This window comes from Pseudomonas sp. MF09150 (assembly GCF_059862355.1).
Map to the genome: position 1 here is coordinate 279377 of NZ_JCBCUS010000003.1, position 24259 is coordinate 303635.

Genomic DNA, 24259 nt, shown 5'->3' on the forward strand with positions numbered 1-24259 from the left:
AGTCAAAGTCTTCGTCTGCCTTAGCGTTTGTCACCCGGGGCGAGTTCCCGAGAGGCCGGCAAGGTGAAGCCGGACACCGAACGCCGCAGTTGGCTGGCCATTTTCGCCAGGTTGCCAATGCTTTCAGCCGTCGCGGTGGAACCGGACGAAGTTTGTGAGGTGATCTGCTGAATCACGTTCATGGTCAGGGAAATCTGCCCGGCCGATGAGGTCTGCTGCTGCGCCGCATTGGAAATGCTCTGGATCAGCGCCGCCAGGGTCTTGGACACGCCTTCGATTTCCTCCAGGGCCACCCCGGCGTCCTGGGCCAGGCGCGCACCGCGCACCACTTCGGAGGTGGTCTGCTCCATGGAGATCACCGCTTCGTTGGTGTCGGTCTGGATCGCCCGCACCAGGGTCTCGATCTGCCGCGTGGCCGCCGAAGAGCGCTCGGCCAGACGCTGCACCTCATCGGCCACCACTGCAAAACCGCGCCCGGCGTCCCCGGCCATGGAGGCCTGGATCGCCGCGTTCAGGGCGAGGATGTTGGTCTGGTCGGCGATGTCGTCGATCAGACTGACAATGTCGCCGATCTCCTGGGAAGACTCACCCAGACGCTTGATGCGCTTGGCGGTGTCCTGGATCTGCTCGCGGATATTGTCCATGCCGTGGATGGTGTTGTGCACCACCTCATTGCCCTTGTTGGCGATCTCCACCGAACGCTCGGCCACCGCCGACGACTCGGCGGCGTTGGCCGAGACCTGGTCGATGGACTGGGCCATGTCGTTGATCGCGGTGGAGGCTTCGGAAATCTGCTGCGCCTGATGCTCCGAGGCTTCGGCCAGTTGCATGGCGGTGGCCTGGGTTTCCTGCACGGCACCGGCCACCTGGCCGGCGGTGAGGTTGATGGTGGCCACCAGGTCGCGCAGTTGGTCGACGGAATAGTTGATCGAGTCGGCGATGGTTCCGGTGAAGTCTTCGGTGACCGAGGCCGTCACCGTCAGGTCGCCGTCGGCCAGGTCTTCGATTTCATCCAGCAGGCGCATGATCGCGTTCTGGTTGCGCTCGTTCTTTTCAGCGGTCTCGCGCAGTTGGCGATTGGTCTCGCGCACCATCACCAGGCCGATCAGGATGATCGACATCAGCGCCAGCAACCCCAGGACATAACCACCAATGGTGTCCAGGGAGCGGCCACCGGCCAGGTTCTCGAAACCGTTGGCCAGGCGCGAGGCTTCATCGAGCAGGGTTTGCGAGAGGCTGAAGATATTGCTCGCGGACTCGCGAACCTGGAACAGCTCGGGAGAGGTTTCGAGGATTTCATCCACCGAGCCCGAGACGAACTCGAACAGCTCGGAGATCTCGGCCAGCCGGGCGCGGGCATCACGGTCTTCGACCTGGCTGATCTTCAGCGCCGGATTGCCCTGCAACATGCCGTTCAGCACCTGGCCAAAGCGTGCCGCATCGCGCCCGAAGGCATCGGCGGCCTGGACCGCATTCTCATCCCCGGCGAGCACGGTGTTCACCGCGCCCAGGATCCGTTCCGCCAGCAGCGACTGACGCTGGGCCACGGCCACCTGGGCCGCCGGCGCGCCACGCTGGAGGAGGATTTCGACCACCTTCTCGTACTCCACCTGCAGTTGCGGCACGGTTTCGGCGAGGGTCGCGGCCACTTGATGCAAGGACAGCACGGTCTGTTCGCTGGCAAGAATGGCGTCGGTGTTCTTCAGCAGTTTTTCCCAGTCCTGCTGCACGGCGTGCATTTCATCGCGCACGGCCAGCGGCGCGCCGGGCAGGCCGGTGGCCGGGTCGCCTTTTTTCAGGTAACCCCAGCGCTGGGCAAAATCGTTGCGCGCATCACTCAGCAGCTTGAACGCGGCAGCCTTGCCGGCGGCGGCTTCGGTGGCGTTCTTGGCAATGCGCTGGGACAGCACCCGCAGCTCGCCGGCGTGGCCGATGTACTGCTTGTCGTAGGTGGCCTGGGTGTTGAGGTAAGCGAAGTTGGCGAACAGCAGCATGATGAAAATGATCAGCGCGATAAACAGCACAATGATCTGCGAGCGGCTGCGCGAACCTTCCACGGGCTTGGCGGTTTTGGCTTTTATCATCGATCAGGCCTGTGGCGAGCGAGCATGCCCGCGTTGTAAGTGCACAGCGCTCATGACGGGCCCCGCGGCGGCGATGCCTGGCGGTTCACAGCGCTACATCCATAAATCCCGAGGAACCGGCCAGGGCAAAGGGGCTGAACACCTGCCACACCTGGTCGCGTTCGAAACGGCCTTGCAGGTAGGGCGCGATCGCCCCCTGGGCCGGCTCGGTCACGCTGGCTTGCAGGCTGTCCTGGGCAAAATGCTGCATGCCGACGACTTCATCCACCATCAGCCCGGCAAACACCTCTTTGTGCTCGACCACCAGCACCCGGCGTTGCTTGCGAAGTGCCGAGAGCTCATGGCCGAGGAAACCGCACAGGTCCATGACCGGCAGCAGCCGCCCCCGCAGATTGGCCACGCCCTTGACCCAGGATTTCACCCCGGGCAGGACGGTGTAGCGCGGTTCATGCAGGACTTCGCTGACTTCGCCCATGGGCGCGACGTACCACTGCTCACCGATGCGAAAGCCGATCCCGCTCCAGCTGTGCTGGCGGGTTTCCTGGGACGGCAAGTCCGCCGCCAGCAGGCGGCAGCGCCGATCGATATCGAGCAGCAGCTCGAACGCGGTTTGCGACTCGGCCATGGCGCTGGCCGTCAGCCGGCCAGAACGTTGTTCAGGGTCTTGATCAGGGTTTCTTCATCCACCGGCTTGGTCAGGTAGTCCTTGGCGCCCTGGCGGGTGCCCCAGACCTTGTCGGTCTCTTGATCCTTGGTGGTGATGATGATCACCGGGATATGGCTGGTTTCGGCGTCCTTGGTCAGCTGGCGGGTCGCCTGGAAGCCATTGAGGCCTGGCATGACGATATCCATCAGCACCGCGTCGGGTTTTTCCTGACGGGCCAGGGCGACGCCGTCCGCGCCGTTTTCGGCCTTGAGGACTTCATGACCGTGCTTTTCCAGCATGCCGGTCAGTTTGTACATTTCAGTCGGCGAATCATCGACGATCAGAATACGTGCCATGGTCTTCCCCATACGAATAGGCGTTCGGCCCCTTGGCTGAACGTCAATGTGCTTGTTCTACTGCGGCGAAGCCCGGGACATGGGCCTTGATCGCGTTCAGCAGTTCTTCCTTGCTAAAGGGCTTGGTCAAAAACTGGTCGGAACCGACAATGCGGCCCTTGGCCTTGTCGAACAGACCGTCCTTGGAGGACAGCATAATCACCGGCGTGGACTTGAAGGCACTGTTGTTCTTGATCAGGGCGCAGGTCTGATAGCCATCGAGGCGCGGCATCATGATGTCGACAAAAATGATCCCGGGGTGATGATCGGCAATCTTGGCCAGGGCCTCGAAACCGTCAACCGCAGTGATGACTTCACAGCCCACGTTCTTGAGCAGCGTTTCAGCCGTGCGGCGAATCGTCTTCGAGTCATCGATCACCATCACCTTCAAGGCGCTGGAATGCTGTTCCATATTCTGCTCTACCATCGCCACAGCGAATCGATTTAATGCCGGTACCGCCTGGTAAAGCCCCAAACCCTTGATGTTCAAGGCCTGGGCGCGGCATGCGAGCCTTTTTAGCATACTCTCAGAATGCAATCTATCGGCCGACCGGCAAGGCGGTTTTTCCTTGACCGGGAACCGCCCGAGCGCCACTCTGACGCCACTTTTTCAAGCCATTGCGCCCACTAAATTTTCGAGGAAACAGCCCATGAGCGTTCGCGTCGGGATTGTCATGGACCCTATCGCCAGCATCTCCTATAAAAAGGACAGCTCGCTGGCCATGCTGCTGGCCGCCCAGGCCCGCGGCTGGACCCTGTTCTACATGGAACAGCGCGACCTCTACCAGGGCGCGGGCGAGGCACGGGCACGCATGCGTCCGCTGCAAGTCTTTGCCAACCCGGAAAAATGGTTCGAGCTGCAAGACGAAATCGACAGCCCGCTGAGCGATCTGGACGTCATCCTGATGCGCAAGGACCCGCCGTTCGACATGGAGTTCGTCTACTCCACCTACCTGCTGGAGCAGGCCGAGCGCGCCGGAGTGCTGGTGGTCAACAAGCCGCAGAGCCTGCGCGACTGCAACGAGAAGCTGTTCGCCACGCTGTTCCCGCAGTGCACGCCGCCGACCGTGGTCAGCCGCCGCGCGGACGTGTTGCGTGAATTTGCCGCACAACATGGCGACGTGATCCTCAAGCCTCTGGACGGCATGGGCGGCACCTCGATCTTCCGCCACCGCGCCGGCGACCCGAACCTGTCGGTGATCCTGGAAACCCTGACCGCCCTGGGCGCCCAGCAGATCATGGGCCAGGCCTACCTGCCGGCGATCAAGGATGGCGACAAGCGCATCCTGATGATCGACGGCGAGCCGGTGCCTTATTGCCTGGCGCGAATCCCGGCCGCCGGTGAAACCCGGGGCAACCTTGCCGCCGGCGGACGTGGCGAAGCCCGCCCGCTGACCGACAAGGACCGCTGGATCGCCGCTCAGGTCGGCCCGACCCTGCGGGAGAAAGGCCTGCTGTTCGTCGGCCTGGATGTGATCGGCGAGCACCTGACGGAAATCAACGTCACCAGCCCGACCTGCATCCGCGAAATCGACAATGCGTTTGGCACCAACATCGGTGCGCTGCTGATGGATGCCATCGAGGCCAAGCTGCAAGTGGCAAGCCGCAAGCCACAAGCTTGATGTGGATCATGTACAGCCTGTCGCTTGTCGCTTGAAGCTCGCAGCTTGAAACCAACATTGCGTTATCATGCGCCGCCTGTGAAACGCGCGATGTTGGTTTTGTGATGCCTCCTGTGATGTTGAACCGATGACACTCCCGTCCGACCTGCCCCTCGACCTTCCTCCCGAGCTCGCGCATAGCGGTGTGCGTGCGGCTGATCGTCTCGGTTTCACCCTGTTTCTCGCCGCCCTCCTGCACCTGGCGCTGATTCTCGGCCTGGGCTTCTCCTTCGCCGAACCCAAGCAGATCACCAAGACCCTGGAAATCACCCTCGCCACCTTCAAAAGCGAGACCAAGCCGAAGAAGGCCGATTTCCTGGCCCAGGACAACCAGCAGGGCAGCGGCACCCTGGACAAGAAGGCGATCCCCAAGACCACCGAGGTTGCGCCGTTCCAGGACAACCAGGTGAACAAGGTCACGCCGCCGCCCGCCGCCAAGCCCGAGGTCAAGGAAGCCGCGCCCAAGGCCGCCGTCGCCACCACCGCGCCAAAACCGAAAAAGACCGTCACCAAGCGCGAAGAGGTCAAGACCGAAGCCGCGCCCAAGCCTGCGGCTCCGACCTTCGACAGCTCGCAGCTGTCCAGCGAGATCTCCAGCCTCGAAGCCGAACTGGCCAATGAGCAGCAGCTGTATGCCAAGCGCCCGCGCATCCACCGCCTGAGCGCGGCCTCGACCATGCGCGACAAGGGCGCCTGGTATAAGGACGAATGGCGCAAGAAGGTCGAGCGCATCGGCAACCTCAATTACCCCGAGGAAGCCCGGCGCAAGCAGATTTACGGCAACCTGCGACTGATGGTCTCGATCAACCGCGACGGCTCGCTGTATGAAGTGCTGGTGCTGGAGTCATCCGGCCAGCCGCTGCTGGACCAGGCGGCGCAACGCATCGTGCGCCTGGCCGCGCCTTTTGCCCCTTTTACCGGTGACCTGTCGGATATCGACCGCCTGGAAATCATTCGCACCTGGAAGTTTGCCCGGGGCGACAAGCTTTCCAGCAACTGACGCCCTGTCCGTGGCCAGGGAGCCGGCTCGCGCTCGACCCGGCACTTCGGACCGAAGGCAGCAGCTGGCCCCACGCCACCGGGCCAACCGCAGTGATCACCAGCTTGTCAGTTTGCCCCTCCAACGCCACACTAGCGCACATGAAAAACGTCAGCCCCAGTTACCTCAAGCATCACTTCCTGATCGCCATGCCCCATATGGCCGACCCGAACTTTGCGCACACCTTGACTTACATCGTCGAGCACAACGCCAATGGCGCCATGGGGCTGGTAGTCAATCGCCCGCAGGAACTGAGCCTTGCCGACATCCTCGAGCAACTGCGCCCCGATGTTGAAACGCCACTGCTGTGCGAGCACGTGCCGATTTTCAGCGGCGGCCCGGTGCAGACCGATCGCGGTTTTGTCCTGCACCCCAGCGGCCTGACCTTCCAGGCCACGGTCGAGCTCGAAGGCCTGGCGCTGTCCACCTCCCAGGACGTGCTGTTCGCCATCGCCGACGGTGAAGGCCCGCAGAAAAGCCTGATCGCCCTGGGCTACGCCGGCTGGGAAGCCGGGCAACTGGAGGCCGAACTGGCCGACAACGCCTGGCTGACCTGCCCGTTCGATGCCGACATCCTGTTCAACACCAGCAGCGAACTGCGCCTGGAAGCGGCCGCGCGGCACCTGGGGATCAACCTCAACCTGCTCACCAGCCAGGCGGGGCACGCCTGATGGCCTTGCGACTGATCCTCGGTTTCGACTACGGCACCAAACAGATCGGCGTCGCCGTCGGCCAGGCGATCACCGCCCAGGCCCGCGAGCTGTGCACGCTGAAGGCGCAAAACGGCATTCCCGACTGGAACCAGGTCGAAGCCCTGATCAAGGAATGGAAGCCCGACGCCGTAGTCGTCGGCCTGCCGCTGAATATGGACGGCAGCCCCAGCAACATGTGCGTACGCGCCGAAAAGTTCGCCCGGCGCCTCAACGGCCGCTACAACCTGCCCTTCTATACCCACGATGAACGCCTGACCACCTTCGAGGCCAAGGGCGAACGCCTGACCCGGGGTGGGCAAAAGGGCAGCTACCGCGACAACCCGGTCGACGCCATCGCCGCCGCCCTGCTGCTGCAAGGCTGGCTCGACGAAAACGCAGCCTTGCTCGAACACTGAACCGCCCGATCCTGAAGATGCGTGGCTGCCCCAGCCACACGCCTCCTGGCCACAACACCAGCCGTAAGACTCCGCACCCGGCTCCACGCAGCCGGGCGCGGGCCCACGAAGGAGCAACCATGAGCCTGCCCAATCCCGTCGAACTGATCAGCCAGATGGCCGCTGATCTCAACGCCCACCTGGCCAAGCGCAAGATCAGCGAGCCGCGCTATATCGGCATTCGCACCGGTGGTGTCTGGGTCGCCCAGGCCCTGCTGGAAGCGCTGGGCAGCGACTCACCGTTGGGCACGCTGGATGTGTCGTTCTATCGCGATGACTTCAGCCAGAACGGCCTGCACCCGCAAGTGCGGCCTTCGGAGCTGCCGTTCGAGATTGAAGGCCAGCACCTGGTGCTGATCGATGACGTGTTGATGAGCGGCCGGACCATCCGCGCCGCCCTCAACGAACTGTTCGATTACGGCCGCCCGGCCAGCGTGACCCTGGTCTGCCTGCTGGACCTGGACGCCGGCGAACTGCCGATCCGCCCGAATGTGGTGGGTGCGACCTTGTCGCTGGCCGCCCACGAACGGGTAAAATTGTCCGGCCCCGCGCCACTGCAACTCGAACTGCAAGACCTCGCCCTTTGACACGCCCCTTTAAAGAGTCCATTGCGATGACGCCTCCAGACGCCAAGCGCCCGCTGCAGCTCAATGATCAGGGCCAGCTGCGCCACTTCCTGTCGCTCGACGGCCTGCGCCGCGAGCTGCTGACAGAAATCCTCGACACCGCCGACTCGTTCCTTGAAGTCGGCGCCCGGGCGGTGAAAAAAGTCCCGTTGCTGCGCGGCAAGACCGTGTGCAACGTGTTCTTCGAAAACTCCACCCGCACCCGCACCACCTTCGAACTGGCGGCCCAGCGCCTGTCGGCGGACGTGATCACCCTGAATGTCTCCACCTCCTCGGCGAGCAAGGGTGAAACCCTGCTCGACACCCTGCGCAACCTGGAAGCCATGGCCGCCGACATGTTCGTGGTACGCCACGGCGACTCCGGCGCCCCGCACTTCATCGCCGAACACGTGTGCCCGCAAGTGGCGATCATCAACGGCGGCGACGGCCGGCACGCGCACCCGACCCAGGGCATGCTCGACATGCTGACCATCCGCCGGCACAAGGGTGGCTTCGAGAACCTGTCGGTGGCCATCGTCGGCGACATCCTGCACTCGCGGGTGGCCCGTTCGAACATGCTGGCCCTCAAGACCCTCGGTTGCCCGGACATCCGCGTGATCGCGCCCAAGACCCTGCTGCCGATCGGCATCGAGCAGTACGGGGTCAAGGTCTACACCGACATGACCGAAGGCCTGAAGGATGTCGACGTGGTGATCATGCTGCGCCTGCAACGCGAGCGCATGCAGGGTGGCCTGCTGCCCAGCGAAGGCGAGTTCTACCGCCTGTTCGGCCTGACCACCGCGCGCCTGGCCGGAGCCAAGCCGGACGCCATCGTCATGCACCCGGGCCCGATCAACCGCGGCGTGGAGATCGAATCGGCGGTGGCCGACGGCCCGCATTCGGTGATTCTCAACCAGGTGACCTACGGCATCGCGGTACGCATGGCCGTACTGTCCATGGCCATGAGCGGGCAGACCGCCCAGCGACAATTCGAGCAGGAGAACGCCCAGTGAAGCTCAGCATTCTCGGCGCCCGCGTCATCGATCCAAGCAGCGGGCTGGATCAAGTCACTGATTTGCACCTGGAAGCCGGCAAGATCGTCGCCATTGGCGCTGCCCCGGCCGATTTCAACGCCACCCAACGCATCGACGCCAAAGGCCTGGTGGCCGCCCCCGGGCTGGTGGACCTGAGTGTCGCCCTGCGCGAACCGGGCTACAGCCGCAAAGGCAGCATCGCCAGCGAAACCCGGGCTGCTGCTGCCGGTGGCGTCACCAGCCTGTGCTGCCCACCGCACACCAAACCGGTGCTGGACACCTCGGCGGTGACCGAGCTGATCCTCGACCGTGCTCGCGAAGCCGGCAATACCAAGGTGTTCCCCATCGGCGCCCTGAGCAAAGGCCTGGAAGGCGAGCAGCTTGCAGAACTCATCGCGTTGCGCGACGCCGGCTGCGTGGCGTTCGGCAATGGCCTGGAGAGCTTTCGCAGCACCCGCACCCTGTGCCGCGCCCTGGAATACGCTGCAACCTTCGACCTGACCGTGATTTTCCACTCCCAGGACCGCGACCTGGCCGAAGGCGGCCTGGCCCACGAAGGCGCCACCGCCAGCTTCCTCGGCTTGCCGGGGATTCCGGAGACCGCAGAAACCGTGGCCCTGGCCCGGGACCTGCTGCTGGTGGAGCAAAGCGGCGTACGCGCGCACTTCAGCCAGCTGACCAGCGCCCGGGGTGTGGCGCTGATCGCCCAGGCCCAGGCTCGCGGCCTGCCGGTGACTGCCGATGTGGCGCTGTATCAGCTGATCCTGACGGATGAAGCCTTGATCGACTTCTCCAGCCTGTATCACGTGCAGCCGCCCCTGCGTTCGCGGGCGGACCGCGACGGGCTGCGTGAGGCGGTGAAATCCGGGGTGGTCCAGGCCATTTCCAGCCACCACCAACCCCACGAGCGCGACGCCAAGCTGGCGCCGTTCGGCGCCACCGAGCCGGGCATCAGCAGCGTCGAGCTATTGCTGCCACTGGCTCTGACCCTGGTGGAAGATGGCTTGCTGGACCTGCCGACCCTGCTCGCCCGCCTCAGTGCCGGCCCGGCCGATGCCCTGCGCCTGCCTGCCGGCAAGCTCGCGGTAGGCGCCCCGGCCGACCTGGTGCTGTTCGACCCGGCCAGCTCCACCGTGGCCGGTGAACACTGGCTGTCCAAAGGCGAAAACTGCCCGTTCCTCGGCCACAGCCTGCCCGGCATGGTGCGCTACACCCTGGTGGATGGGCGCATCAGCTACCAGGCGTGACTGTAGGCGCGGTGATGTGGCAGGTGGGTGCTGGTTGATGCAGAGGGCCAGCGCAGCCTCGCACGACTCGACAGCGGCTACAGGTTGTAGCCGCTGTTTGAGTCAGGTTAACGCCGCTTGGCGTTTTCCAGGGAGACCTGATCGTTCAGGGTCCAGAAGTCGTAGAGCACACCCAGGAAGAACAGCCCGCCTGTCAGCAGGTACAACAGGCCACTGATCCATTTGCCCTGGTACATGCGATGCACGCCAAACACCCCGAGAAAGGTCAGCAGCACCCAGGCCACGCTGTATTCGACCGGGCCGGCGGTAAACCGCAGGTCCGCTTCACGGTCCATGGCCGGAATCAGGAACAGGTCGATCAGCCAGCCAATCCCCAATAAGCCCAAGGTGAAAAACCAGATCGTACCGGTCACCGGCTTGCCGTAATAAAAGCGGTGCGCACCGGTAAAACCGAAAATCCACAACAGATAACCGATCACCTTGCTGTGGGTGTCCTGCGGTGAAACATCCTGACGATAGGTGTTCATTGATGACCTCATTCCACGCAATAGATAAATATTCTTTAATTCTTTGTGACTTTTTTACAGGCTGCCGACGTATGGGAAATGTTAAAGTCCCTCCCGCCAAAGCCCCGTACCGCCTGAGTTCTGGCGGACGATTGCGTCAATTTGCCGCTACTTTGCAGAAGTTGACCTCCAGGTTGAATCGACAAACGGCCTCGGAACAGACAAAAAAGCTGTTATAAAGTTGCGCGCTAACCCATAAGAGCCTTGCCTAATGCGTCCATTTTTCAAGACATGGCTAACCATTTGCCTATTAATGCCACTGGCCGCCCACGCCACCAACCGTGAGCAACGTCTTCCCAACATTAACGGTTACACCCCGAAATCCCATGTTTCGCCGGTAACCGCCAAGAACAAGCAAAGCATCAAGGGCCCGACTCACCTGAGCAAGGCCGACAGCAAGCTGGTCCCGCAAATGGCGACCAAGCAGAGCAGCAATGTACTGAGTCGCGCCGTCAACGTCCTGGGTACTCCCTATCGTTGGGGCGGCAGCAGCCCAAGTAAAGGCTTCGATTGCAGCGGGCTGGTGAAATACGCGTTTAATGATGTAGCAGCGGTGGATCTGCCGCGCACGTCCAATGCCATGGCCAGCGGCCACGGGCAGAAGGTCGAGCGCAAGGACCTCAAGCCGGGCGACCTGCTGTTTTTCAACATCAAGAGCCGCAAGGTCAACCACGTTGCCATCTACCTGGGCAATGACCGCTTTATCCACGCCCCGCGCCGTGGCAAGGCCGTGTCGATCGACACCCTGAAAAAGCCGTACTGGGATAACCACTACGTGGTTGCCAAGCGCGTCCTGCCTAAAGAGCAGAACGCACTGCGTGTGGTTCAGCGCTGACCGCCAGCCCGAACGCAACACCTCTATCGCCGGCAAGCCGGCCCCTACAGGTCTCATGGCCTTGCCGGGGTCGCCTTGCCGGCGATGGCGTTTCTGGCGCAGCACAAAATCCCTCGCTCACAGCCCCTGCGGCGTCCGGGCCTTCTCCCGAGCATGTTCCGGGCTGATCAGCCCCGCACTCAGCAGCGCCTTCAAGCTCATGTCCAGGGTGCGCATGCCCACCGCGCCGCCGGTCTGGATCGCCGAATACATCTGCGCCACCTTGTCTTCGCGGATCAGGTTACGGATCGCCGGGCTGCCGAGCATGATTTCGTGCGCCGCCACCCGCCCACCGCCGATGCGCTTGACCAGCACCTGGGCGATCACCGCCTGCAGCGACTCGGCCAGCATCGAACGCACCAGGGCCTTCTCCTGGGCCGGAAACACGTCCACCAGCCGATCGATGCTTTTCGCCGCCGAGGTGGTGTGCAGGGTGCCGAACACCAGGTGCCCGGTCTCTGCGGCGGTCAATGCCAGGCGAATGGTTTCCAGGTCCCGCAGTTCGCCCACCAGGATCACATCCGGGTCTTCGCGCAGGGCCGCGCGCAACGCCGCGGCAAAACTTCGGGTATCACGCAGGACTTCGCGCTGGTTGATCAGGCACTGCCTGGGCGAATGGATGAACTCGATGGGGTCTTCGATGGTGAGAATGTGTTGTTGGCGGTGTTGATTGAGGTGGTCGATCATCGCTGCCAGGGTGGTGGACTTGCCGGACCCGGTCGGCCCCGTTACCAGCACCAGGCCATGGGGTACGGCGGTAATCTGGCGAAACACTTCGCCCATCCCCAACTGCTCCATACTCGGCACCTGCGCGGGAATGGCGCGCAAGACCCCGGCAGCGCCGCGGCTTTGATGGAAGGCATTCACCCGAAAACGCCCGATTCCCGGCAGTTCGTAGGAAAAATCCAGGTCAAGGGTTGCCGCGAATTCCGCCCGCTGCGCCTCGCTCATCAGCCCCTGGAGCGCGGCCTGCACCTGCTGCGGCTCAAGCACCGCCATCTCGCTGCGGACAATCTCGCCATCAACCCGCAGCATCGGCGGCAAACCTGCGCTAAGGTGCAAGTCCGACGCGCCCTGTGCAACGCACAAGGCCAGCAACTCAGGGATGTCCATAGTGCTTCCCAATTCCAGTAGAATGCCGCAACCCCAAGACCCGCTGGCGCACATTGAATGTCCACGATAGCAGACAACATCGCACTGGTCGGCGCGCGGATCCGCGCTGCGGCGCAGGCTTCGCAACGAGATGTAAACAGCATTCACCTGCTCGCCGTGAGCAAGACCAAACCCGCCGCTGCCCTGCGTGAAGCCCACGCTGCCGGCTTGCGCGACTTCGGCGAGAACTACCTGCAGGAAGCCCTGGGCAAACAGCTCGAACTGGCCGACCTGCCCTTGTGTTGGCACTTCATCGGCCCCATTCAATCGAACAAGACGCGACCTATCGCTGAACATTTCGACTGGGTGCACTCCGTGGATCGCCTGAAAATCGCACAACGCCTGTCCGAGCAACGCCCTGAACACCTGCCGCCGTTGAATATCTGCATTCAGGTCAACGTCAGCGGCGAGGCCAGCAAGTCCGGTTGCACCCCAGCCGATCTGCCGGCCCTGGCCAGCGCCATCAGCGCCCTGCCGCGCCTGCAACTGCGCGGGCTGATGGCGATACCCGAGCCGACCGAAGATCGTGCCGCCCAGGATGCTGCCTTTGCTGCCGTGCAGGCACTGAACAACAACCTGCAACAGCGTTTGAATCTGCCGCTCGACACACTTTCCATGGGCATGAGCCACGACCTCGAAGCGGCCATCGCCCAAGGCGCCACCTGGGTGCGGATCGGTACCGCGCTGTTTGGTGCCCGCGACTATGGCCAGCCCTGACGTGGCTGACTTACCTCTCTATAAGGACCTGACATGAGCAAGACTCGTATCGCCTTTATCGGCGCCGGCAACATGGCTGCCAGCTTGATTGGGGGCCTGCGCGCCAAGGGCCTGGACGCCGCGCAGATCCGCGCCAGCGACCCGGGGGCCGAAACCCGGGCCCGGGTCCAGGCTGAACACGGCATTGAGGTGTTCGCCGACAACGCCGAGGCCATCCAGGGCGCCGACGTCATCGTCCTGGCGGTCAAGCCCCAGGCCATGAAGGCCGTATGCGAGGCCTTGCGCCCAAGCCTTCACGCTTCGCAACTGGTGGTTTCAATCGCCGCCGGCATCACCTGCGCCAGCATGAACAACTGGCTCGGCGCCCAGCCCATCGTGCGCTGCATGCCCAACACGCCGGCGCTGCTGCGCCAGGGCGTCAGCGGCCTGTTCGCCACCGCCCAGGTGAGCGCCGAACAGCGCCAGCAGGCCCAAGAGTTGCTGTCGGCCGTCGGCATTGCCCTGTGGCTTGATGAAGAACAGCAACTGGACGCGGTGACTGCGGTGTCCGGCAGTGGGCCGGCGTACTTCTTCCTGCTGATCGAAGCCATGACCGCCGCCGGCGAGAAGCTCGGCCTGCCTCGGGAAATTGCCGCCAAGCTGACCCTGCAAACCGCCCTGGGCGCCGCGCACATGGCCGTCTCCAGCGAGGTCGATGCCGCCGAGCTGCGCCGCCGTGTCACCTCGCCGGCCGGCACCACTGAAGCCGCCATCAAATCGTTCCAGGCCGGGGGCTTCGAAGCCCTGGTGGAAAAAGCACTGGGTGCCGCCGCGCACCGCTCGGCCGAAATGGCCGAACAACTGGGCCAATAAAGGAGCCACTGATGATTGGATTGAATACTGCAGCGGTGTATGTGCTGCAAACCCTTGGCAGCCTGTACCTGCTGGTCGTGCTGCTGCGTTTTGTGCTGCAACTGGTCCGCGCCAACTTCTACAACCCGTTGTGCCAGTTCATCGTGCGCGCCACCCAGCCGTTGCTCAAGCCGCTGCGCCGGATCATCCCGAGCCTGTTTGGGCTGGACATGTCGTCGCTGGTACTGGCGATCATCGTGCAACTGGCACTGATGGCGCTGACCCTGCTGCTGACCTACGGCACCACCGGCAACCCGCTGCAACTGCTGATCTGGTCGATCATTGGCGTGACCGCGCTGTTTTTGAAGATCTTCTTCTTCGCCCTGATCATCAGCGTGATCCTGTCGTGGGTCGCTCCGGGCAGCCATAACCCGGGTGCTGAACTGGTGAACCAGATCTGCGAGCCGGCCCTGGCGCCGTTCCGCAAGATCCTGCCGAGCATGGGCGGCCTGGATATCTCGCCGATCCTGGCGTTCATGGTGCTCAAGCTGCTGGACATGCTGGTGATCAACAACCTGGCGGCGATGACCATGATGCCGGACATCCTGCGCCTGCTGATCTGACCCGGTGAGCTACTTTCGCTGGGACGGTGACGACCTGATTCTGGAGTGCCACCTGCAACCTGCGGCCCGCAGCGATGACTTCGCCGGGCTGCATGGTGACCGGCTGAAAATCCGCCTGACCGCGCCGCCCGTCGAGGGCAAGGCCAACGCCTACCTGATGGCGTTCCTGGCCAACGCGTTCGGCGTCTCGAAAAGCCAGGTCAGCCTGATCAGCGGCGAGCTGAACCGGCAAAAGCGGGTCCGGATCAAAGCCCCCAAAAAGCTCCCGGACCTGCCCGACCTGACCCGCCCGACCTGATCTGTACGGTTTCTGCGCAGCACCCTCGATTCCGGCGTCCACACCTGTAGCCGTTGCCAAGCCCGCGAGACTGCGCTGGCCCGCACCCACACCCTCAATTTGCCAGACACACCCGCGACACCAGTTACAGCCAGCGCCCGATCCCGGCCCGAGCCTTCGGCAGCGGCTACAACGCACGAAATAATCAGGCCCGGCCTTTGCTTGCCGCTGGGGGCAGCGGTCTTTAGACTTACGCCTCATTTAAATGAGAGCAGGGTCGATGCCAACTGCCTTTCCCCCCGATTCCGTTGGTCTGATCACGCCGCAACTGGCGCACTTCAGCGATCCCCTGGCCCTGGCCTGCGGTCGCTCGCTGCCGGCTTATGACCTGATCTTCGAAACCTATGGCGAACTGAACGCCACGGCCAGCAATGCCGTGCTGATCTGCCATGCCCTGTCCGGCCATCATCACGCTGCTGGCTTTCACAGCGCCGAAGACCGCAAGCCGGGCTGGTGGGACAGCTGCATCGGCCCCGGCAAGCCCATCGACACCAACAAGTTCTTCGTGGTCAGCCTGAACAACCTCGGCGGCTGCAACGGCTCCACCGGCCCCAGCAGCATCAACCCGGAAACCGGCAAGCCCTTCGGTGCCGACTTCCCGGTACTGACCGTGGAAGACTGGGTACACAGCCAGGCCCGGCTGGCCGACCGTCTCGGCATCCAGCAATGGGCCGCCGTGATCGGCGGCAGCCTGGGCGGCATGCAGGCCCTGCAATGGACCATCACCTACCCGGATCGGGTACGCCACTGCCTGGCGATCGCCTCGGCGCCCAAGTTGTCGGCGCAGAATATTGCCTTCAACGAAGTGGCGCGCCAGGCGATCCTCACCGACCCCGAATTCCACGGCGGATCGTTCCAGGAACACGGGGTGATCCCCAAGCGCGGCCTGATGCTGGCGCGCATGGTCGGGCACATCACTTACCTGTCCGACGACTCCATGGGCGAAAAATTCGGCCGTGGCCTGAAGAGCGAAAAGCTCAACTACGACTTCCACAGTGTCGAGTTCCAGGTCGAAAGCTACCTGCGCTACCAGGGCGAGGAGTTCTCCGGACGCTTCGACGCCAACACCTATCTGTTGATGACCAAGGCGCTGGACTACTTCGATCCTGCGGCGAACTTCGACGATAACCTGGCGAAAACCTTCGCCAACGCCACCGCCAAGTTCTGCGTGATGTCCTTCACCACCGACTGGCGCTTCTCCCCGGCCCGCTCCCGGGAATTGGTGGACGCGTTGATGGCGGCGAAAAAAGACGTCTGCTACCTGGAAATCGATGCGCCCCAGGGCCACGACGCCTTCTTGATCCCGATCCCGCGTTACTTGCAGGCCTTCAGCAACTACATGAATCGGATTGCGCTTATATGAGCCGCTATCACTTGGGGAGGACGGCATGAGAGCCGATCTGGAAATCATCCAGGAATGGATCCCCGCCGGCAGCCGCGTGCTCGACCTCGGCTGCGGCGACGGCGAACTGCTGACCTGGCTGCGCGACCACAAGCAAGTCACCGGCTACGGCCTGGAAAACGACCCGGACAACATTGCCCAGTGCGTGGCCAAGGGCATCAACGTCATCGAGCAGGACCTGGACAAGGGCCTGGGCAACTTCGCCAGCAACAGCTTCGACGTAGTGGTCATGACCCAGGCCCTGCAGGCCGTGCACTACCCGGACCGGATCCTCGACGAAATGCTCAGGGTCGGCCGCCAGTGCATCATCACCTTCCCCAACTTCGGCCACTGGCGCTGCCGCTGGTACCTGGCGAGCAAAGGCCGGATGCCGGTGTCCGAGTTCCTGCCCTACACCTGGTACAACACGCCGAACATTCACTTCTGCACCTTCGAGGATTTCGAAGAGCTGTGCCGTGAACGCGAAGCCCGGGTCATCGATCGGCTTGCCGTCGATCAACAACACCGCCATGGGTGGGCCAGTAAGCTATGGCCTAATCTCTTAGGAGAGATCGGCATCTACCGCGTCAGCAGTCCGGGGCTTGCGGACCACAAGGTCGCGGTTTAATCCACGTCACAGCAAGGAGAACGATCATGGGTCGCTTGGTTACTTTTCTATTGGCCGCCTGCCTGAGCTTCACGGCCGTGGGCGCCGAGGCCATCAAGGGCGAGCGCAAGGAAGTCTTCGGTGACGTCACCGTGCACTACAACACGTTCAACTCGACCTACCTGCAACCGGACATCGCCAAAAGCGCGGAGCTGATCCGCAGCAAGAACCAGGGCGTGATCAACGTTTCCGTGATCAAGGCCGGCAAACCGCTGGTCGCCCAGGTCAGTGGCACGGTCAAGGACCTGACCAGCAAGAGCATCCCGCTGAGCTTCAAGCAAATCACCGAACAAGGCGCGATCTACTACATCGCCCAGTTCCCGGTCGAGCAGCAGGAAACCCGAACCTTCACCATCAACGTTCAAACTGGCGGCGACAGCAACAGCTTCAGTTTTAACCAAGAGCTTTTCCCGGGCGAATAATGAACCTCACGCAACTCGTACTGGCCAGCCATAACGCCGGCAAACTCAAGGAACTGCAGGCCATGCTCGGCGCATCGGTGCAATTGCGCTCGATCGGCGAGTTCAGCAGCATCGAGCCGGAAGAAACCGGTTTGTCGTTTGTCGAGAACGCCATTCTCAAGGCACGCAATGCCGCGCGTATTTCCGGCCTGCCGGCCCTGGCCGACGATTCGGGCCTGGCGGTGGACTTCCTCGGCGGCGCACCGGGCATCTACTCGGCGCGCTATGCCGATGGCCAAGGCGACGCGGCGAACAACGCCAAGCTGCTGGAGGCTCTCAAGGATGTCCCCGAGGAACAACGCGGCGCGCAGTTCGTCTGCGTCCTGGCGCTGGTACTGCATGCCGACGACCCGCTGCCGATCCTCTGCGAAGGCCTGTGGCACGGGAGCATCCTCCATGCGGCCAGCGGCGAGCACGGTTTTGGCTACGATCCGCTGTTCTGGGTCCCGGAGCGCAAGTGCTCCAGCGCCGAACTGAGCCCGGGCGACAAGAACCAGATCAGCCACCGCGCCCGTGCAATGGATCTGCTGCGCCAGCGTCTGGGCCTGAAATGACCCCACAGACACCCGCGCAGCCGCTGATTCTCGGCACTGCGCCCACGCCCCGGGCGACCCTTCCCCTGTTACCGCCCCTGGCGCTGTACATCCACATCCCGTGGTGTGTACGCAAATGCCCGTATTGCGACTTCAACTCCCACACCGCCAGCCCCGTGCTGCCGGAAGAAGAGTACGTCGACGCCCTGCTGGCCGACCTCGACCAGGACCTGCACGCCGTCTACGGCCGCGAGCTGAGTTCGATCTTCTTCGGCGGCGGCACGCCGAGCCTGTTCAGCGCCGCAGCCCTGGGCCGCTTGCTCAAGGGGGTGGAGCAGCGCATCCGCTTTGCCGCCGATATCGAAATCACCCTGGAAGCCAACCCCGGGACCTTCGAGCAGGACAAGTTCATCGCCTACCGCGCCCTGGGCATCAATCGGCTGTCGATCGGCATCCAGAGCTTCCAGGAGGCCAAGCTCAAGGCCCTGGGACGGATCCACAACGGCGCCGAAGCGATCCGCGCCGCCGATATGGCACGCCTGGCCGGCTTCGACAACTTCAACCTGGACCTGATGCACGGCTTGCCCGATCAGTCCCTGGACGATGCCCTGGGCGACCTGCGCCAGGCCATCGCCATGCAGCCGACCCACCTGTCCTGGTACCAGCTGACCCTGGAGCCCAACACCGTATTCTGGAACCAGCCACCCGTGCTGCCGGAAGACGACACCCTGTGGGATATCCAGGAAGCCGGCCAGGCCTTGCTCGCCGAGCATGGCTACGCCCAGTACGAAGTCTCGGCCTACGCCCAGCCGGGCCTCGCAGCGCGGCATAACCTGAACTACTGGAGCTTCGGCGACTTCATCGGCATCGGCGCCGGCGCCCACGGCAAGCTCAGCCACCCGGACGGGCGCATCGTGCGGACCTGGAAAACCCGTCTGCCCAAGGACTACCTGAACCCGGCAAAACAGTTCAAGGCCGGCGACAAACTCCTGGCCAACGAAGAGCTGCCGTTCGAGTTCCTGATGAATGCCCTGCGCCTGACCCAGGGCGTCGATGCCGCGCTCTATGCGCAGCGCACCGGGCTCAGCCTGGAAAGCCTCGCCGACGCCCGGCGCCAGGCAGAACAAAGTGGCTTGTTGCAGGTCGAACCGTCACGCCTGGCGGCAACCGCCCGCGGACAACTCTTCCTCAATGACTTGCTGCAATACTTTCTGACTTAAGGAAACCCCATGGATCTGGTACTCGATCTGCTCGCCACGGTGTCCCGCTGGAGTCGCAGCAACCTCTCGGAAATCGCCCTGGCACTGGTGGGCTGCCTGCTGGTGCTGTTTGGCGCCGACATCAAGGGCTGGGTCGAGCAACGCCTGGGCGGCCTGGCCGGCGCCCTGCGTGTGCCATTGATGGCCCTGCTGTGCATGATCGGCAGCGGCCTGGCGCTGATCTACGCCACGCCCTGGATCATTCGCGGCCTGAGTCAATTCAACAATTACAGCCTGGCGCCGGTGCTGCTGGTGGTGCTGGTGCTGATCGGGGTGGTGGCGGATCGCCGCTGAGCCGGGTTCGCAAACAAGGATGAACATGAGCAAGAAAGTCATTGATGAAACCAGCAAGTTTCTCAGCTACGTGCTGCGCCATGAGCCCCAGGCCATAGGACTTGAACTGGACACTGAGGGCTGGGGCGATATCGACGCACTGATCAGCGGCGCGGCCCGGGACGGGCGGCAACTGAGCCGGGAACTGATCGCGCAGGTGGTCGACAGCAACGACAAGAAGCGCTTTTCCCTGTCGGCCGATGGCCAGCGCATCCGCGCCGTCCAAGGCCACTCCAACAAAGACGTGCAGCTGCAGCTCGAAGCCAGACAGCCACCCGCAATCCTCTACCACGGCACTGCCACGCGGTTCATGGAGTCGATCAATGAGAAGGGGCTGATCCCGGGTTCACGTCATCACGTGCACCTGTCTCAGGATCTGGAAACCGCCAGCGCCGTGGGCCAGCGTTACGGCAAGGTGGTGATTTTGCAGATTGCCGCGCAAGACATGCAGGCCCAGGGCTTCACGTTCTATCAGGCGGAGAATGGGGTGTGGCTGACCGAGCAGGTGCCGGTGAGCTTTATCAAACCCCTGTAGGAAAGCGGCTCCCTTGTGGCAAGGGAGCCTGATCCACTCAAGCTGTTCAGTTCAGCTTTTCAAACTTCAGATCCCACACCCCATGCCCCAGGCGCTCGCCGCGGCGTTCGAACTTGGTGATCGGGCGTTCGGCCGGGCGCGGCACGCATTTGCCGTCTTCGGCCAGATTGCGGTAGCCCGGCGCGACGTCCATCACTTCCAGCATGTACTCGGCGTAGGGTTCCCAGTCGGTGGCCATGTGCAGGATGCCGCCTACCTTAAGTTTGCTGCGCACCAGCTCCGCGAACGAGGCCTGGACGATGCGCCGCTTGTGATGGCGGCTCTTGTGCCACGGATCGGGGAAAAACAGCATCAGGCGATCGAGGCTGTTGTCGGCGATGCAGCGGTTGAGCACTTCGATCGCGTCGCAATCGTAGACCCGCAGGTTGGTCAAACCTTGAGTCAGCACGCCATTGAGCAACGCACCGACACCCGGACGGTGCACCTCGACGCCAATGAAGTCCTGCTCTGGCGAGGCGGCAGCCATTTCCAGCAGCGAGTGGCCCATGCCGAAGCCGATTTCCAGGGAGCGCGGCGCGGAGCGGCCGAACACCTGGTCGAAGTCCACCGGTGCATCGGCCAGGGGCAGCACAAACAGCGGCGTGCCCTGTTCCAGGCCTTTCTGCTGGCCTTCGGTCATGCGCCCGGCGCGCATCACGAAGCTCTTGATGCGGCGGTGTTGGCGTTCTTCGCCTTCTTGCGGCTGGATAGGCGTGTCGTTTGATTCAGTCATCAATGGCTCTTACTTGATCAGACCATCCAGCGGCGAGGAGGCGCTGGCATAGAGTTTCTTCGGCATGCGACCGGCGAGGTACGCCAGGCGGCCCGCGACAATCGCGTGTTTCATGGCTTCGGCCATCATGATCGGCTGTTGCGCGTGGGCGATGGCCGAGTTCATCAGCACCGCCTCGCAGCCCAGTTCCATGGCGATGGTGGCGTCGGAAGCGGTGCCGACGCCGGCATCCACCAGCACCGGAACCTTGGCTTCTTCGAGGATGATCTGCAGGTTGTACGGGTTGCAGATCCCCAGGCCGGTGCCGATCAGGCCCGCCAGCGGCATGACCGCGATGCAGCCCATTTCCGCCAGCTGGCGGGCGATGATCGGGTCATCGCTGGTGTAGACCATCACGTCGAACCCTTCCTTGACCAGCACTTCGGCGGCCTTGAGGGTTTCCAGGACGTTGGGGAACAGGGTCTTCTGGTCGGCCAGGACTTCGAGCTTCACCAGGTTGTGGCCGTCGAGCAGCTCACGGGCCAGGCGGCAGGTGCGCACCGCTTCAACAGCGTCATAGCAACCGGCGGTATTGGGCAGGATGGTGTAGCGATCCGGCGGCAGGATATCCAGCAGGTTCGGCTCACCCGGGTTTTGCCCGATGTTGGTACGACGCACGGCAACGGTGACGATCTCGGCGCCCGAGGCCTCGATGGCCAGGCGGGTTTCTTCCATGTCACGGTACTTGCCGGTGCCTACCAGCAGTCGCGACTGGTAGGTACGACCGGCCAGGACGAAGGGCTTGTCGCTGCGAACATTGCTCATCGGAAATCCTCTGTTGGGGTGAGGTTCTTGCAGAATTCTGGGGTGCGCGGGTCGGACCTTAACGGTTAGCCGCCGCCAATGGCGTGCACCACTTCGACCTGATCGCCTTCATTCAGGGAGGTCTCGGCGTGCTGGCTGCGCGGAACGATGTCCTGGTTGAGTTCGACCGCAATCCGGCGTCCGGTCAGGTCCAGACGGGTCAGCAGGGCCGCGACGGTTGCACCGTCGGGCAATTCAAAGGGCTCACCGTTCAACTGAATGCGCATGCTCAAGGCCGCCATCATTTTTAGGGGCCAGCATTCTAGCCCGATCGAGCCCCAAAGGTCAGCTACAAGCGTCAGACGGCAAGCTGCATGCGCCAGGCGGCAAGGCCGAGGAAAAACCAGCCCAGCAGGAAGGCCAGGCCGCCAAACGGGGTGACGATTCCCAGCTTGCTGACGCCGGTCAGGGTCAGCAGATACAGGCTGCCGGAGAACAGCAGGATACCGACCACGAACGAGATTCCGGCCCAGCTCACCAGGCGCCCGGGAATATGCGCGGCCAGCAGGGCCACGCCGAACAGGGCCAGGGTATGCACCAGTTGGTAAGTGACGCCGGTGTGGAAAATCGCCAGGTATTCGGCACTCAGGCGGTTTTTCAGGCCGTGGGCGGCAAAGGCGCCGAGGGCGACGCCGGTAAAGCCGAAAAAGGCAGCCAGCATCAGGAAGCCACGCAGCATGAGGAACTCCAGTCAGAATCATCGGGCAGGGTCTGTATAATGGCCCGCTCAACGGGTTCGGCCAAGCCATCTCTATGCTGCGTTTACTTTTCCGTCGCGTCACAAAAGCCCTGCTCTGGTTCGCAGGCGGCAGCATTCTGCTGGTGCTGGTATTTCGCGTGGTGCCGCCCCCCGGCACGGCGCTGATGATCGAGCGCAAGATCGAATCCTGGGTCGACGGCGAGCCCATCGACCTGCAACGCACCTGGAAACCCTGGGCCGAGATCTCCGACGACCTCAAGGTGGCGGTCATTGCCGGTGAGGACCAGAAGTTCTCCGAGCACTGGGGTTTCGATATCGGCGCCATTCAGGCGGCGTTCGCCCATAACGAACGTGGCGGCTCGATTCGCGGCGCCAGCACCTTGAGCCAGCAGGTGTCGAAGAACCTGTTTCTGTGGTCCGGGCGCAGCTGGCTGCGCAAGGGGCTGGAAGCCTGGTTTACCGGGCTGATCGAGATTTTCTGGCCCAAGCAGCGCATTCTCGAGGTGTACCTCAATAGCGTGGAGTGGGATGAAGGTGTGTTCGGCGCTGAAGCCGCGGCGCGTCATCACTTCGGCATCGGCGCAGGTTCGCTGTCACGTCAGCAGGCCAGCCTGCTGGCCGCTGTGCTGCCCAACCCGCGAGTCTGGAGCGCCAGTCACCCGACCACTTATGTGTCGCAGCGCGCAGGCTGGATTCGCCGGCAGATGAGCCAACTGGGCGGCGTCGATTACCTCAACGGCCTCAACACCACGCGCAAGGCGCCCTGGGAGCAGTAACCCAAGGCCACGAGCATGACCCTGGCCCACAAACAAAAACGCCCCGATCAATGACCGGGGCGTTTTTTATTGCGCCAGGGCTTACGCCGCAATCGACAGCTTCAGCTTGTTCATCGCGCTTTTCTCAAGCTGACGAATCCGCTCGGCCGACACGTTGTACTTCTGCGCCAGGTCGTGCAGCGTGGCTTTCTCTTCTGCCAGCCAGCGCTGGTAGAGGATATCGCGGCTGCGGTCGTCCAGTACTTCCAGGGCTTCGTGCAGGTTGTGGTTGGAGTTGTCGCTCCAATCCGCATCCTCCAGTTGCCGCGCTGGGTCGTAGCGGTGGTCTTCCAGGTAGTTGGCTGGCGACTGGAACGCGCTGTCGTCATCCGCTTCCGCGGCTGGGTCGAACGCCATGTCCTGGCCAGTCAGGCGACTTTCCATCTCGCGCACTTCCCGCGGCTCGACGCCGAGGCTTTCCGCCACACGATGCACTTCTTCATTGTTCAGCCAGGCCAGACGTTTCTTCTGGCTGCGCAGATTGAAGAACAGCTTGCGCTGGGCCTTGGTGGTCGCGACTTTCACGATGCGCCAGTTGCGCAGGATGAACTCGTGAATTTCCGCCTTGATCCAGTGCACGGCAAAGGACACCAGGCGCACACCCATTTCCGGGTTGAAGCGTTTGACCGCTTTCATCAGGCCCACATTGCCTTCCTGAATCAGGTCAGCCTGGGCCAGACCGTAGCCGGAATAGCTACGGGCGATATGTACAACAAAACGCAGGTGGGCGAGCACCATCTGCCGAGCCGCCCCAAGATCCTGCTCATAGTAGAGACTCTCGGCCAGTTCACGCTCCTGCTCCGGTGTCAGCAATGGAATGCTGTTCACGGTGTGCACATAGGCTTCCAGGTTTGCGCCTGGGACTAGGGCATAAGCAGGTTGCAAAGAAGTGGTCATACGAAAAAACCTCCGACTTACATAACTCGTGCAGTTCAGCACTGCGAAAATTGACCAGAAACCGAAGAACAAGTTCCCATAAATGCTGAAAGGTCAATACAAGCA

Annotated in this window: 31 protein-coding genes; 20 read left to right on the top strand and 11 right to left on the bottom strand. The window is 62.9% G+C overall.

What is annotated here, in order from left to right; genetic code table 11:
• Positions 1–20: 20 nt before the first annotated feature.
• The 4 genes from AC19YX_RS14120 to pilG form a co-directional block, all read right to left on the bottom strand.
• Positions 21–2084 (bottom strand): methyl-accepting chemotaxis protein, encoded by a 2064-nt coding sequence (locus AC19YX_RS14120; protein WP_078473542.1) that lies wholly within the window; start codon positions 2082–2084, stop codon positions 21–23.
• Positions 2085–2169: 85 nt separating this feature from the next.
• Positions 2170–2709, bottom strand: coding sequence for a chemotaxis protein CheW (locus AC19YX_RS14125; RefSeq protein WP_201128402.1), 540 nt, complete (start codon positions 2707–2709; stop codon positions 2170–2172).
• An 11-nt stretch (positions 2710–2720) separates the two neighbouring features.
• Positions 2721–3086, bottom strand: coding sequence for a twitching motility response regulator PilH (gene pilH, locus AC19YX_RS14130; protein WP_020295795.1), 366 nt, complete (start codon positions 3084–3086; stop codon positions 2721–2723).
• Between the two features lie 43 nt (positions 3087–3129).
• Positions 3130–3537 carry a twitching motility response regulator PilG gene (pilG, locus tag AC19YX_RS14135; protein WP_020295796.1) on the bottom strand — a complete coding sequence of 136 codons (408 nt, stop codon included), beginning with the start codon at positions 3535–3537 and terminating at the stop codon, positions 3130–3132.
• Between the two features lie 238 nt (positions 3538–3775).
• On the opposite strand from pilG, the gene gshB reads away from it, so the two are divergent.
• The 7 genes from gshB to AC19YX_RS14170 all read left to right on the top strand — a co-directional run bounded on the left by gshB (position 3776) and on the right by AC19YX_RS14170 (position 9858).
• A complete protein-coding gene (gene gshB, locus AC19YX_RS14140; protein WP_078473540.1) occupies positions 3776–4747 on the top strand; it encodes a glutathione synthase in 972 nt (323 codons plus the stop codon).
• 127 nt (positions 4748–4874) lie between these two features.
• The gene (locus AC19YX_RS14145; RefSeq protein ID WP_078473539.1) at positions 4875–5786 is read left to right on the top strand and encodes an energy transducer TonB; all 912 of its coding nucleotides are present in this window, start codon (positions 4875–4877) and stop codon (positions 5784–5786) included.
• Positions 5787–5926: 140 nt separating this feature from the next.
• On the top strand, positions 5927–6496 hold the full coding sequence (locus tag AC19YX_RS14150; protein ID WP_020295799.1) for a YqgE/AlgH family protein: 570 nt from the start codon (positions 5927–5929) through the stop codon (positions 6494–6496).
• Positions 6496–6933, top strand: a complete 438-nt coding sequence (ruvX, locus tag AC19YX_RS14155) for a Holliday junction resolvase RuvX (protein WP_500606484.1) — start codon at positions 6496–6498, stop codon at positions 6931–6933. Before AC19YX_RS14150 ends, ruvX begins: the two co-directional genes overlap by 1 nt.
• A 119-nt stretch (positions 6934–7052) precedes the next feature.
• Complete coding sequence (gene pyrR, locus AC19YX_RS14160; RefSeq protein ID WP_020295801.1) at positions 7053–7559, top strand: bifunctional pyr operon transcriptional regulator/uracil phosphoribosyltransferase PyrR; 507 nt, start codon at positions 7053–7055, stop codon at positions 7557–7559.
• A gap of 26 nt (positions 7560–7585) precedes the next feature.
• The gene (locus AC19YX_RS14165; RefSeq protein ID WP_500606485.1) at positions 7586–8590 is read left to right on the top strand and encodes an aspartate carbamoyltransferase catalytic subunit; all 1005 of its coding nucleotides are present in this window, start codon (positions 7586–7588) and stop codon (positions 8588–8590) included.
• Positions 8587–9858: a dihydroorotase gene (locus tag AC19YX_RS14170; protein ID WP_500606486.1), complete on the top strand. Its 1272-nt coding sequence runs from the start codon at positions 8587–8589 to the stop codon at positions 9856–9858. The genes AC19YX_RS14165 and AC19YX_RS14170 overlap by 4 nt, the downstream gene beginning before the upstream one ends.
• 107 nt (positions 9859–9965) lie before the next feature.
• Here the strand turns inward: AC19YX_RS14170 and AC19YX_RS14175 are convergent, their stop codons facing one another.
• Entirely contained in the window at positions 9966–10385 is a 420-nt protein-coding gene (locus AC19YX_RS14175) for an NINE protein (RefSeq protein WP_078473536.1), read from the bottom strand.
• 250 nt (positions 10386–10635) lie between these two features.
• Here AC19YX_RS14175 and AC19YX_RS14180 point away from each other — a divergent pair, with 250 nt between their 5' ends.
• Positions 10636–11259, top strand: coding sequence for a C40 family peptidase (locus AC19YX_RS14180; RefSeq protein ID WP_078473535.1), 624 nt, complete (start codon positions 10636–10638; stop codon positions 11257–11259).
• A 117-nt stretch (positions 11260–11376) separates the two neighbouring features.
• On the opposite strand, the gene AC19YX_RS14185 is transcribed toward AC19YX_RS14180, so the two are convergent.
• Complete coding sequence (locus AC19YX_RS14185; RefSeq protein WP_500606487.1) at positions 11377–12411, bottom strand: type IV pilus twitching motility protein PilT; 1035 nt, start codon at positions 12409–12411, stop codon at positions 11377–11379.
• 57 nt (positions 12412–12468) lie between these two features.
• Between AC19YX_RS14185 and AC19YX_RS14190 the strand changes: the two genes are divergently transcribed.
• From AC19YX_RS14190 to AC19YX_RS14240, 11 genes are all read left to right on the top strand, one after another.
• Positions 12469–13167: a YggS family pyridoxal phosphate-dependent enzyme gene (locus AC19YX_RS14190; RefSeq protein WP_201128410.1), complete on the top strand. Its 699-nt coding sequence runs from the start codon at positions 12469–12471 to the stop codon at positions 13165–13167.
• A gap of 33 nt (positions 13168–13200) precedes the next feature.
• Complete coding sequence (gene proC / locus AC19YX_RS14195; protein ID WP_201128412.1) at positions 13201–14019, top strand: pyrroline-5-carboxylate reductase; 819 nt, start codon at positions 13201–13203, stop codon at positions 14017–14019.
• 11 nt (positions 14020–14030) lie between these two features.
• Positions 14031–14621 carry a YggT family protein gene (locus tag AC19YX_RS14200; protein WP_078473531.1) on the top strand — a complete coding sequence of 197 codons (591 nt, stop codon included), beginning with the start codon at positions 14031–14033 and terminating at the stop codon, positions 14619–14621.
• A 4-nt stretch (positions 14622–14625) separates the two neighbouring features.
• Positions 14626–14919, top strand: a complete 294-nt coding sequence (locus tag AC19YX_RS14205) for a DUF167 domain-containing protein (protein ID WP_500606488.1) — start codon at positions 14626–14628, stop codon at positions 14917–14919.
• A 259-nt stretch (positions 14920–15178) separates the two neighbouring features.
• Complete coding sequence (gene metX, locus AC19YX_RS14210) at positions 15179–16321, top strand: homoserine O-succinyltransferase MetX (protein ID WP_078473529.1); 1143 nt, start codon at positions 15179–15181, stop codon at positions 16319–16321.
• A 25-nt stretch (positions 16322–16346) separates the two neighbouring features.
• Positions 16347–16967, top strand: coding sequence for a methionine biosynthesis protein MetW (metW, locus tag AC19YX_RS14215; RefSeq protein ID WP_078473528.1), 621 nt, complete (start codon positions 16347–16349; stop codon positions 16965–16967).
• A 26-nt stretch (positions 16968–16993) separates the two neighbouring features.
• Positions 16994–17428: a DUF4426 domain-containing protein gene (locus AC19YX_RS14220; RefSeq protein WP_020295813.1), complete on the top strand. Its 435-nt coding sequence runs from the start codon at positions 16994–16996 to the stop codon at positions 17426–17428.
• Positions 17425–18021, top strand: coding sequence for an RdgB/HAM1 family non-canonical purine NTP pyrophosphatase (gene rdgB, locus AC19YX_RS14225; protein ID WP_500606593.1), 597 nt, complete (start codon positions 17425–17427; stop codon positions 18019–18021). Before AC19YX_RS14220 ends, rdgB begins: the two co-directional genes overlap by 4 nt.
• On the top strand, positions 18018–19220 hold the full coding sequence (gene hemW, locus AC19YX_RS14230) for a radical SAM family heme chaperone HemW (protein ID WP_500606489.1): 1203 nt from the start codon (positions 18018–18020) through the stop codon (positions 19218–19220). The genes rdgB and hemW overlap by 4 nt, the downstream gene beginning before the upstream one ends.
• A gap of 9 nt (positions 19221–19229) precedes the next feature.
• Entirely contained in the window at positions 19230–19553 is a 324-nt protein-coding gene (locus tag AC19YX_RS14235; RefSeq protein WP_020295816.1) for a DUF3392 domain-containing protein, read from the top strand.
• A 25-nt stretch (positions 19554–19578) separates the two neighbouring features.
• A complete protein-coding gene (locus AC19YX_RS14240) occupies positions 19579–20127 on the top strand; it encodes an RNA 2'-phosphotransferase (RefSeq protein ID WP_500606490.1) in 549 nt (182 codons plus the stop codon).
• 46 nt (positions 20128–20173) lie between these two features.
• Here the strand turns inward: AC19YX_RS14240 and trmB are convergent, their stop codons facing one another.
• From trmB to AC19YX_RS14260, 4 genes are all read right to left on the bottom strand, one after another.
• Positions 20174–20899 (bottom strand): tRNA (guanosine(46)-N7)-methyltransferase TrmB, encoded by a 726-nt coding sequence (gene trmB / locus AC19YX_RS14245; RefSeq protein WP_421548286.1) that lies wholly within the window; start codon positions 20897–20899, stop codon positions 20174–20176.
• Between the two features lie 9 nt (positions 20900–20908).
• Complete coding sequence (locus AC19YX_RS14250; RefSeq protein ID WP_161758634.1) at positions 20909–21703, bottom strand: thiazole synthase; 795 nt, start codon at positions 21701–21703, stop codon at positions 20909–20911.
• A 65-nt stretch (positions 21704–21768) separates the two neighbouring features.
• Complete coding sequence (gene thiS, locus AC19YX_RS14255) at positions 21769–21969, bottom strand: sulfur carrier protein ThiS (protein ID WP_020295820.1); 201 nt, start codon at positions 21967–21969, stop codon at positions 21769–21771.
• A 71-nt stretch (positions 21970–22040) separates the two neighbouring features.
• The gene (locus AC19YX_RS14260; protein WP_201128415.1) at positions 22041–22421 is read right to left on the bottom strand and encodes a DUF423 domain-containing protein; all 381 of its coding nucleotides are present in this window, start codon (positions 22419–22421) and stop codon (positions 22041–22043) included.
• 74 nt (positions 22422–22495) lie between these two features.
• Here AC19YX_RS14260 and mtgA point away from each other — a divergent pair, with 74 nt between their 5' ends.
• Positions 22496–23218 (top strand): monofunctional biosynthetic peptidoglycan transglycosylase, encoded by a 723-nt coding sequence (gene mtgA / locus AC19YX_RS14265; RefSeq protein ID WP_500606491.1) that lies wholly within the window; start codon positions 22496–22498, stop codon positions 23216–23218.
• Between the two features lie 81 nt (positions 23219–23299).
• On the opposite strand, the gene rpoH is transcribed toward mtgA, so the two are convergent.
• A complete protein-coding gene (gene rpoH, locus AC19YX_RS14270) occupies positions 23300–24154 on the bottom strand; it encodes an RNA polymerase sigma factor RpoH (RefSeq protein WP_020295823.1) in 855 nt (284 codons plus the stop codon).
• Positions 24155–24259 lie beyond the last annotated feature (105 nt).

What these genes read in the sequence shown, in the direction of transcription:
- AC19YX_RS14120 (WP_078473542.1), bottom strand. Translation starts at nt 2,084, where the DNA reads ATGATAAAAGCCAAAACCGCCAAGCCCGTGGAAGGTTCGCGCAGCCGC.
- AC19YX_RS14125 (WP_201128402.1), bottom strand. Translation starts at nt 2,709, where the DNA reads ATGGCCGAGTCGCAAACCGCGTTCGAGCTGCTGCTCGATATCGATCGG.
- pilH (WP_020295795.1), bottom strand. Translation starts at nt 3,086, where the DNA reads ATGGCACGTATTCTGATCGTCGATGATTCGCCGACTGAAATGTACAAA.
- pilG (WP_020295796.1), bottom strand. Translation starts at nt 3,537, where the DNA reads ATGGAACAGCATTCCAGCGCCTTGAAGGTGATGGTGATCGATGACTCG.
- gshB (WP_078473540.1), top strand. Translation starts at nt 3,776, where the DNA reads ATGAGCGTTCGCGTCGGGATTGTCATGGACCCTATCGCCAGCATCTCC.
- AC19YX_RS14145 (WP_078473539.1), top strand. Translation starts at nt 4,875, where the DNA reads ATGACACTCCCGTCCGACCTGCCCCTCGACCTTCCTCCCGAGCTCGCG.
- AC19YX_RS14150 (WP_020295799.1), top strand. Translation starts at nt 5,927, where the DNA reads ATGAAAAACGTCAGCCCCAGTTACCTCAAGCATCACTTCCTGATCGCC.
- ruvX (WP_500606484.1), top strand. Translation starts at nt 6,496, where the DNA reads ATGGCCTTGCGACTGATCCTCGGTTTCGACTACGGCACCAAACAGATC.
- pyrR (WP_020295801.1), top strand. Translation starts at nt 7,053, where the DNA reads ATGAGCCTGCCCAATCCCGTCGAACTGATCAGCCAGATGGCCGCTGAT.
- AC19YX_RS14165 (WP_500606485.1), top strand. Translation starts at nt 7,586, where the DNA reads ATGACGCCTCCAGACGCCAAGCGCCCGCTGCAGCTCAATGATCAGGGC.
- AC19YX_RS14175 (WP_078473536.1), bottom strand. Translation starts at nt 10,385, where the DNA reads ATGAACACCTATCGTCAGGATGTTTCACCGCAGGACACCCACAGCAAG.
- AC19YX_RS14180 (WP_078473535.1), top strand. Translation starts at nt 10,636, where the DNA reads ATGCGTCCATTTTTCAAGACATGGCTAACCATTTGCCTATTAATGCCA.
- AC19YX_RS14185 (WP_500606487.1), bottom strand. Translation starts at nt 12,411, where the DNA reads ATGGACATCCCTGAGTTGCTGGCCTTGTGCGTTGCACAGGGCGCGTCG.
- AC19YX_RS14190 (WP_201128410.1), top strand. Translation starts at nt 12,469, where the DNA reads ATGTCCACGATAGCAGACAACATCGCACTGGTCGGCGCGCGGATCCGC.
- proC (WP_201128412.1), top strand. Translation starts at nt 13,201, where the DNA reads ATGAGCAAGACTCGTATCGCCTTTATCGGCGCCGGCAACATGGCTGCC.
- AC19YX_RS14200 (WP_078473531.1), top strand. Translation starts at nt 14,031, where the DNA reads ATGATTGGATTGAATACTGCAGCGGTGTATGTGCTGCAAACCCTTGGC.
- metX (WP_078473529.1), top strand. Translation starts at nt 15,179, where the DNA reads ATGCCAACTGCCTTTCCCCCCGATTCCGTTGGTCTGATCACGCCGCAA.
- metW (WP_078473528.1), top strand. Translation starts at nt 16,347, where the DNA reads ATGAGAGCCGATCTGGAAATCATCCAGGAATGGATCCCCGCCGGCAGC.
- AC19YX_RS14220 (WP_020295813.1), top strand. Translation starts at nt 16,994, where the DNA reads ATGGGTCGCTTGGTTACTTTTCTATTGGCCGCCTGCCTGAGCTTCACG.
- hemW (WP_500606489.1), top strand. Translation starts at nt 18,018, where the DNA reads ATGACCCCACAGACACCCGCGCAGCCGCTGATTCTCGGCACTGCGCCC.
- AC19YX_RS14235 (WP_020295816.1), top strand. Translation starts at nt 19,230, where the DNA reads ATGGATCTGGTACTCGATCTGCTCGCCACGGTGTCCCGCTGGAGTCGC.
- AC19YX_RS14240 (WP_500606490.1), top strand. Translation starts at nt 19,579, where the DNA reads ATGAGCAAGAAAGTCATTGATGAAACCAGCAAGTTTCTCAGCTACGTG.
- trmB (WP_421548286.1), bottom strand. Translation starts at nt 20,899, where the DNA reads ATGACTGAATCAAACGACACGCCTATCCAGCCGCAAGAAGGCGAAGAA.
- AC19YX_RS14250 (WP_161758634.1), bottom strand. Translation starts at nt 21,703, where the DNA reads ATGAGCAATGTTCGCAGCGACAAGCCCTTCGTCCTGGCCGGTCGTACC.
- thiS (WP_020295820.1), bottom strand. Translation starts at nt 21,969, where the DNA reads ATGCGCATTCAGTTGAACGGTGAGCCCTTTGAATTGCCCGACGGTGCA.
- AC19YX_RS14260 (WP_201128415.1), bottom strand. Translation starts at nt 22,421, where the DNA reads ATGCTGCGTGGCTTCCTGATGCTGGCTGCCTTTTTCGGCTTTACCGGC.
- mtgA (WP_500606491.1), top strand. Translation starts at nt 22,496, where the DNA reads ATGCTGCGTTTACTTTTCCGTCGCGTCACAAAAGCCCTGCTCTGGTTC.
- rpoH (WP_020295823.1), bottom strand. Translation starts at nt 24,154, where the DNA reads ATGACCACTTCTTTGCAACCTGCTTATGCCCTAGTCCCAGGCGCAAAC.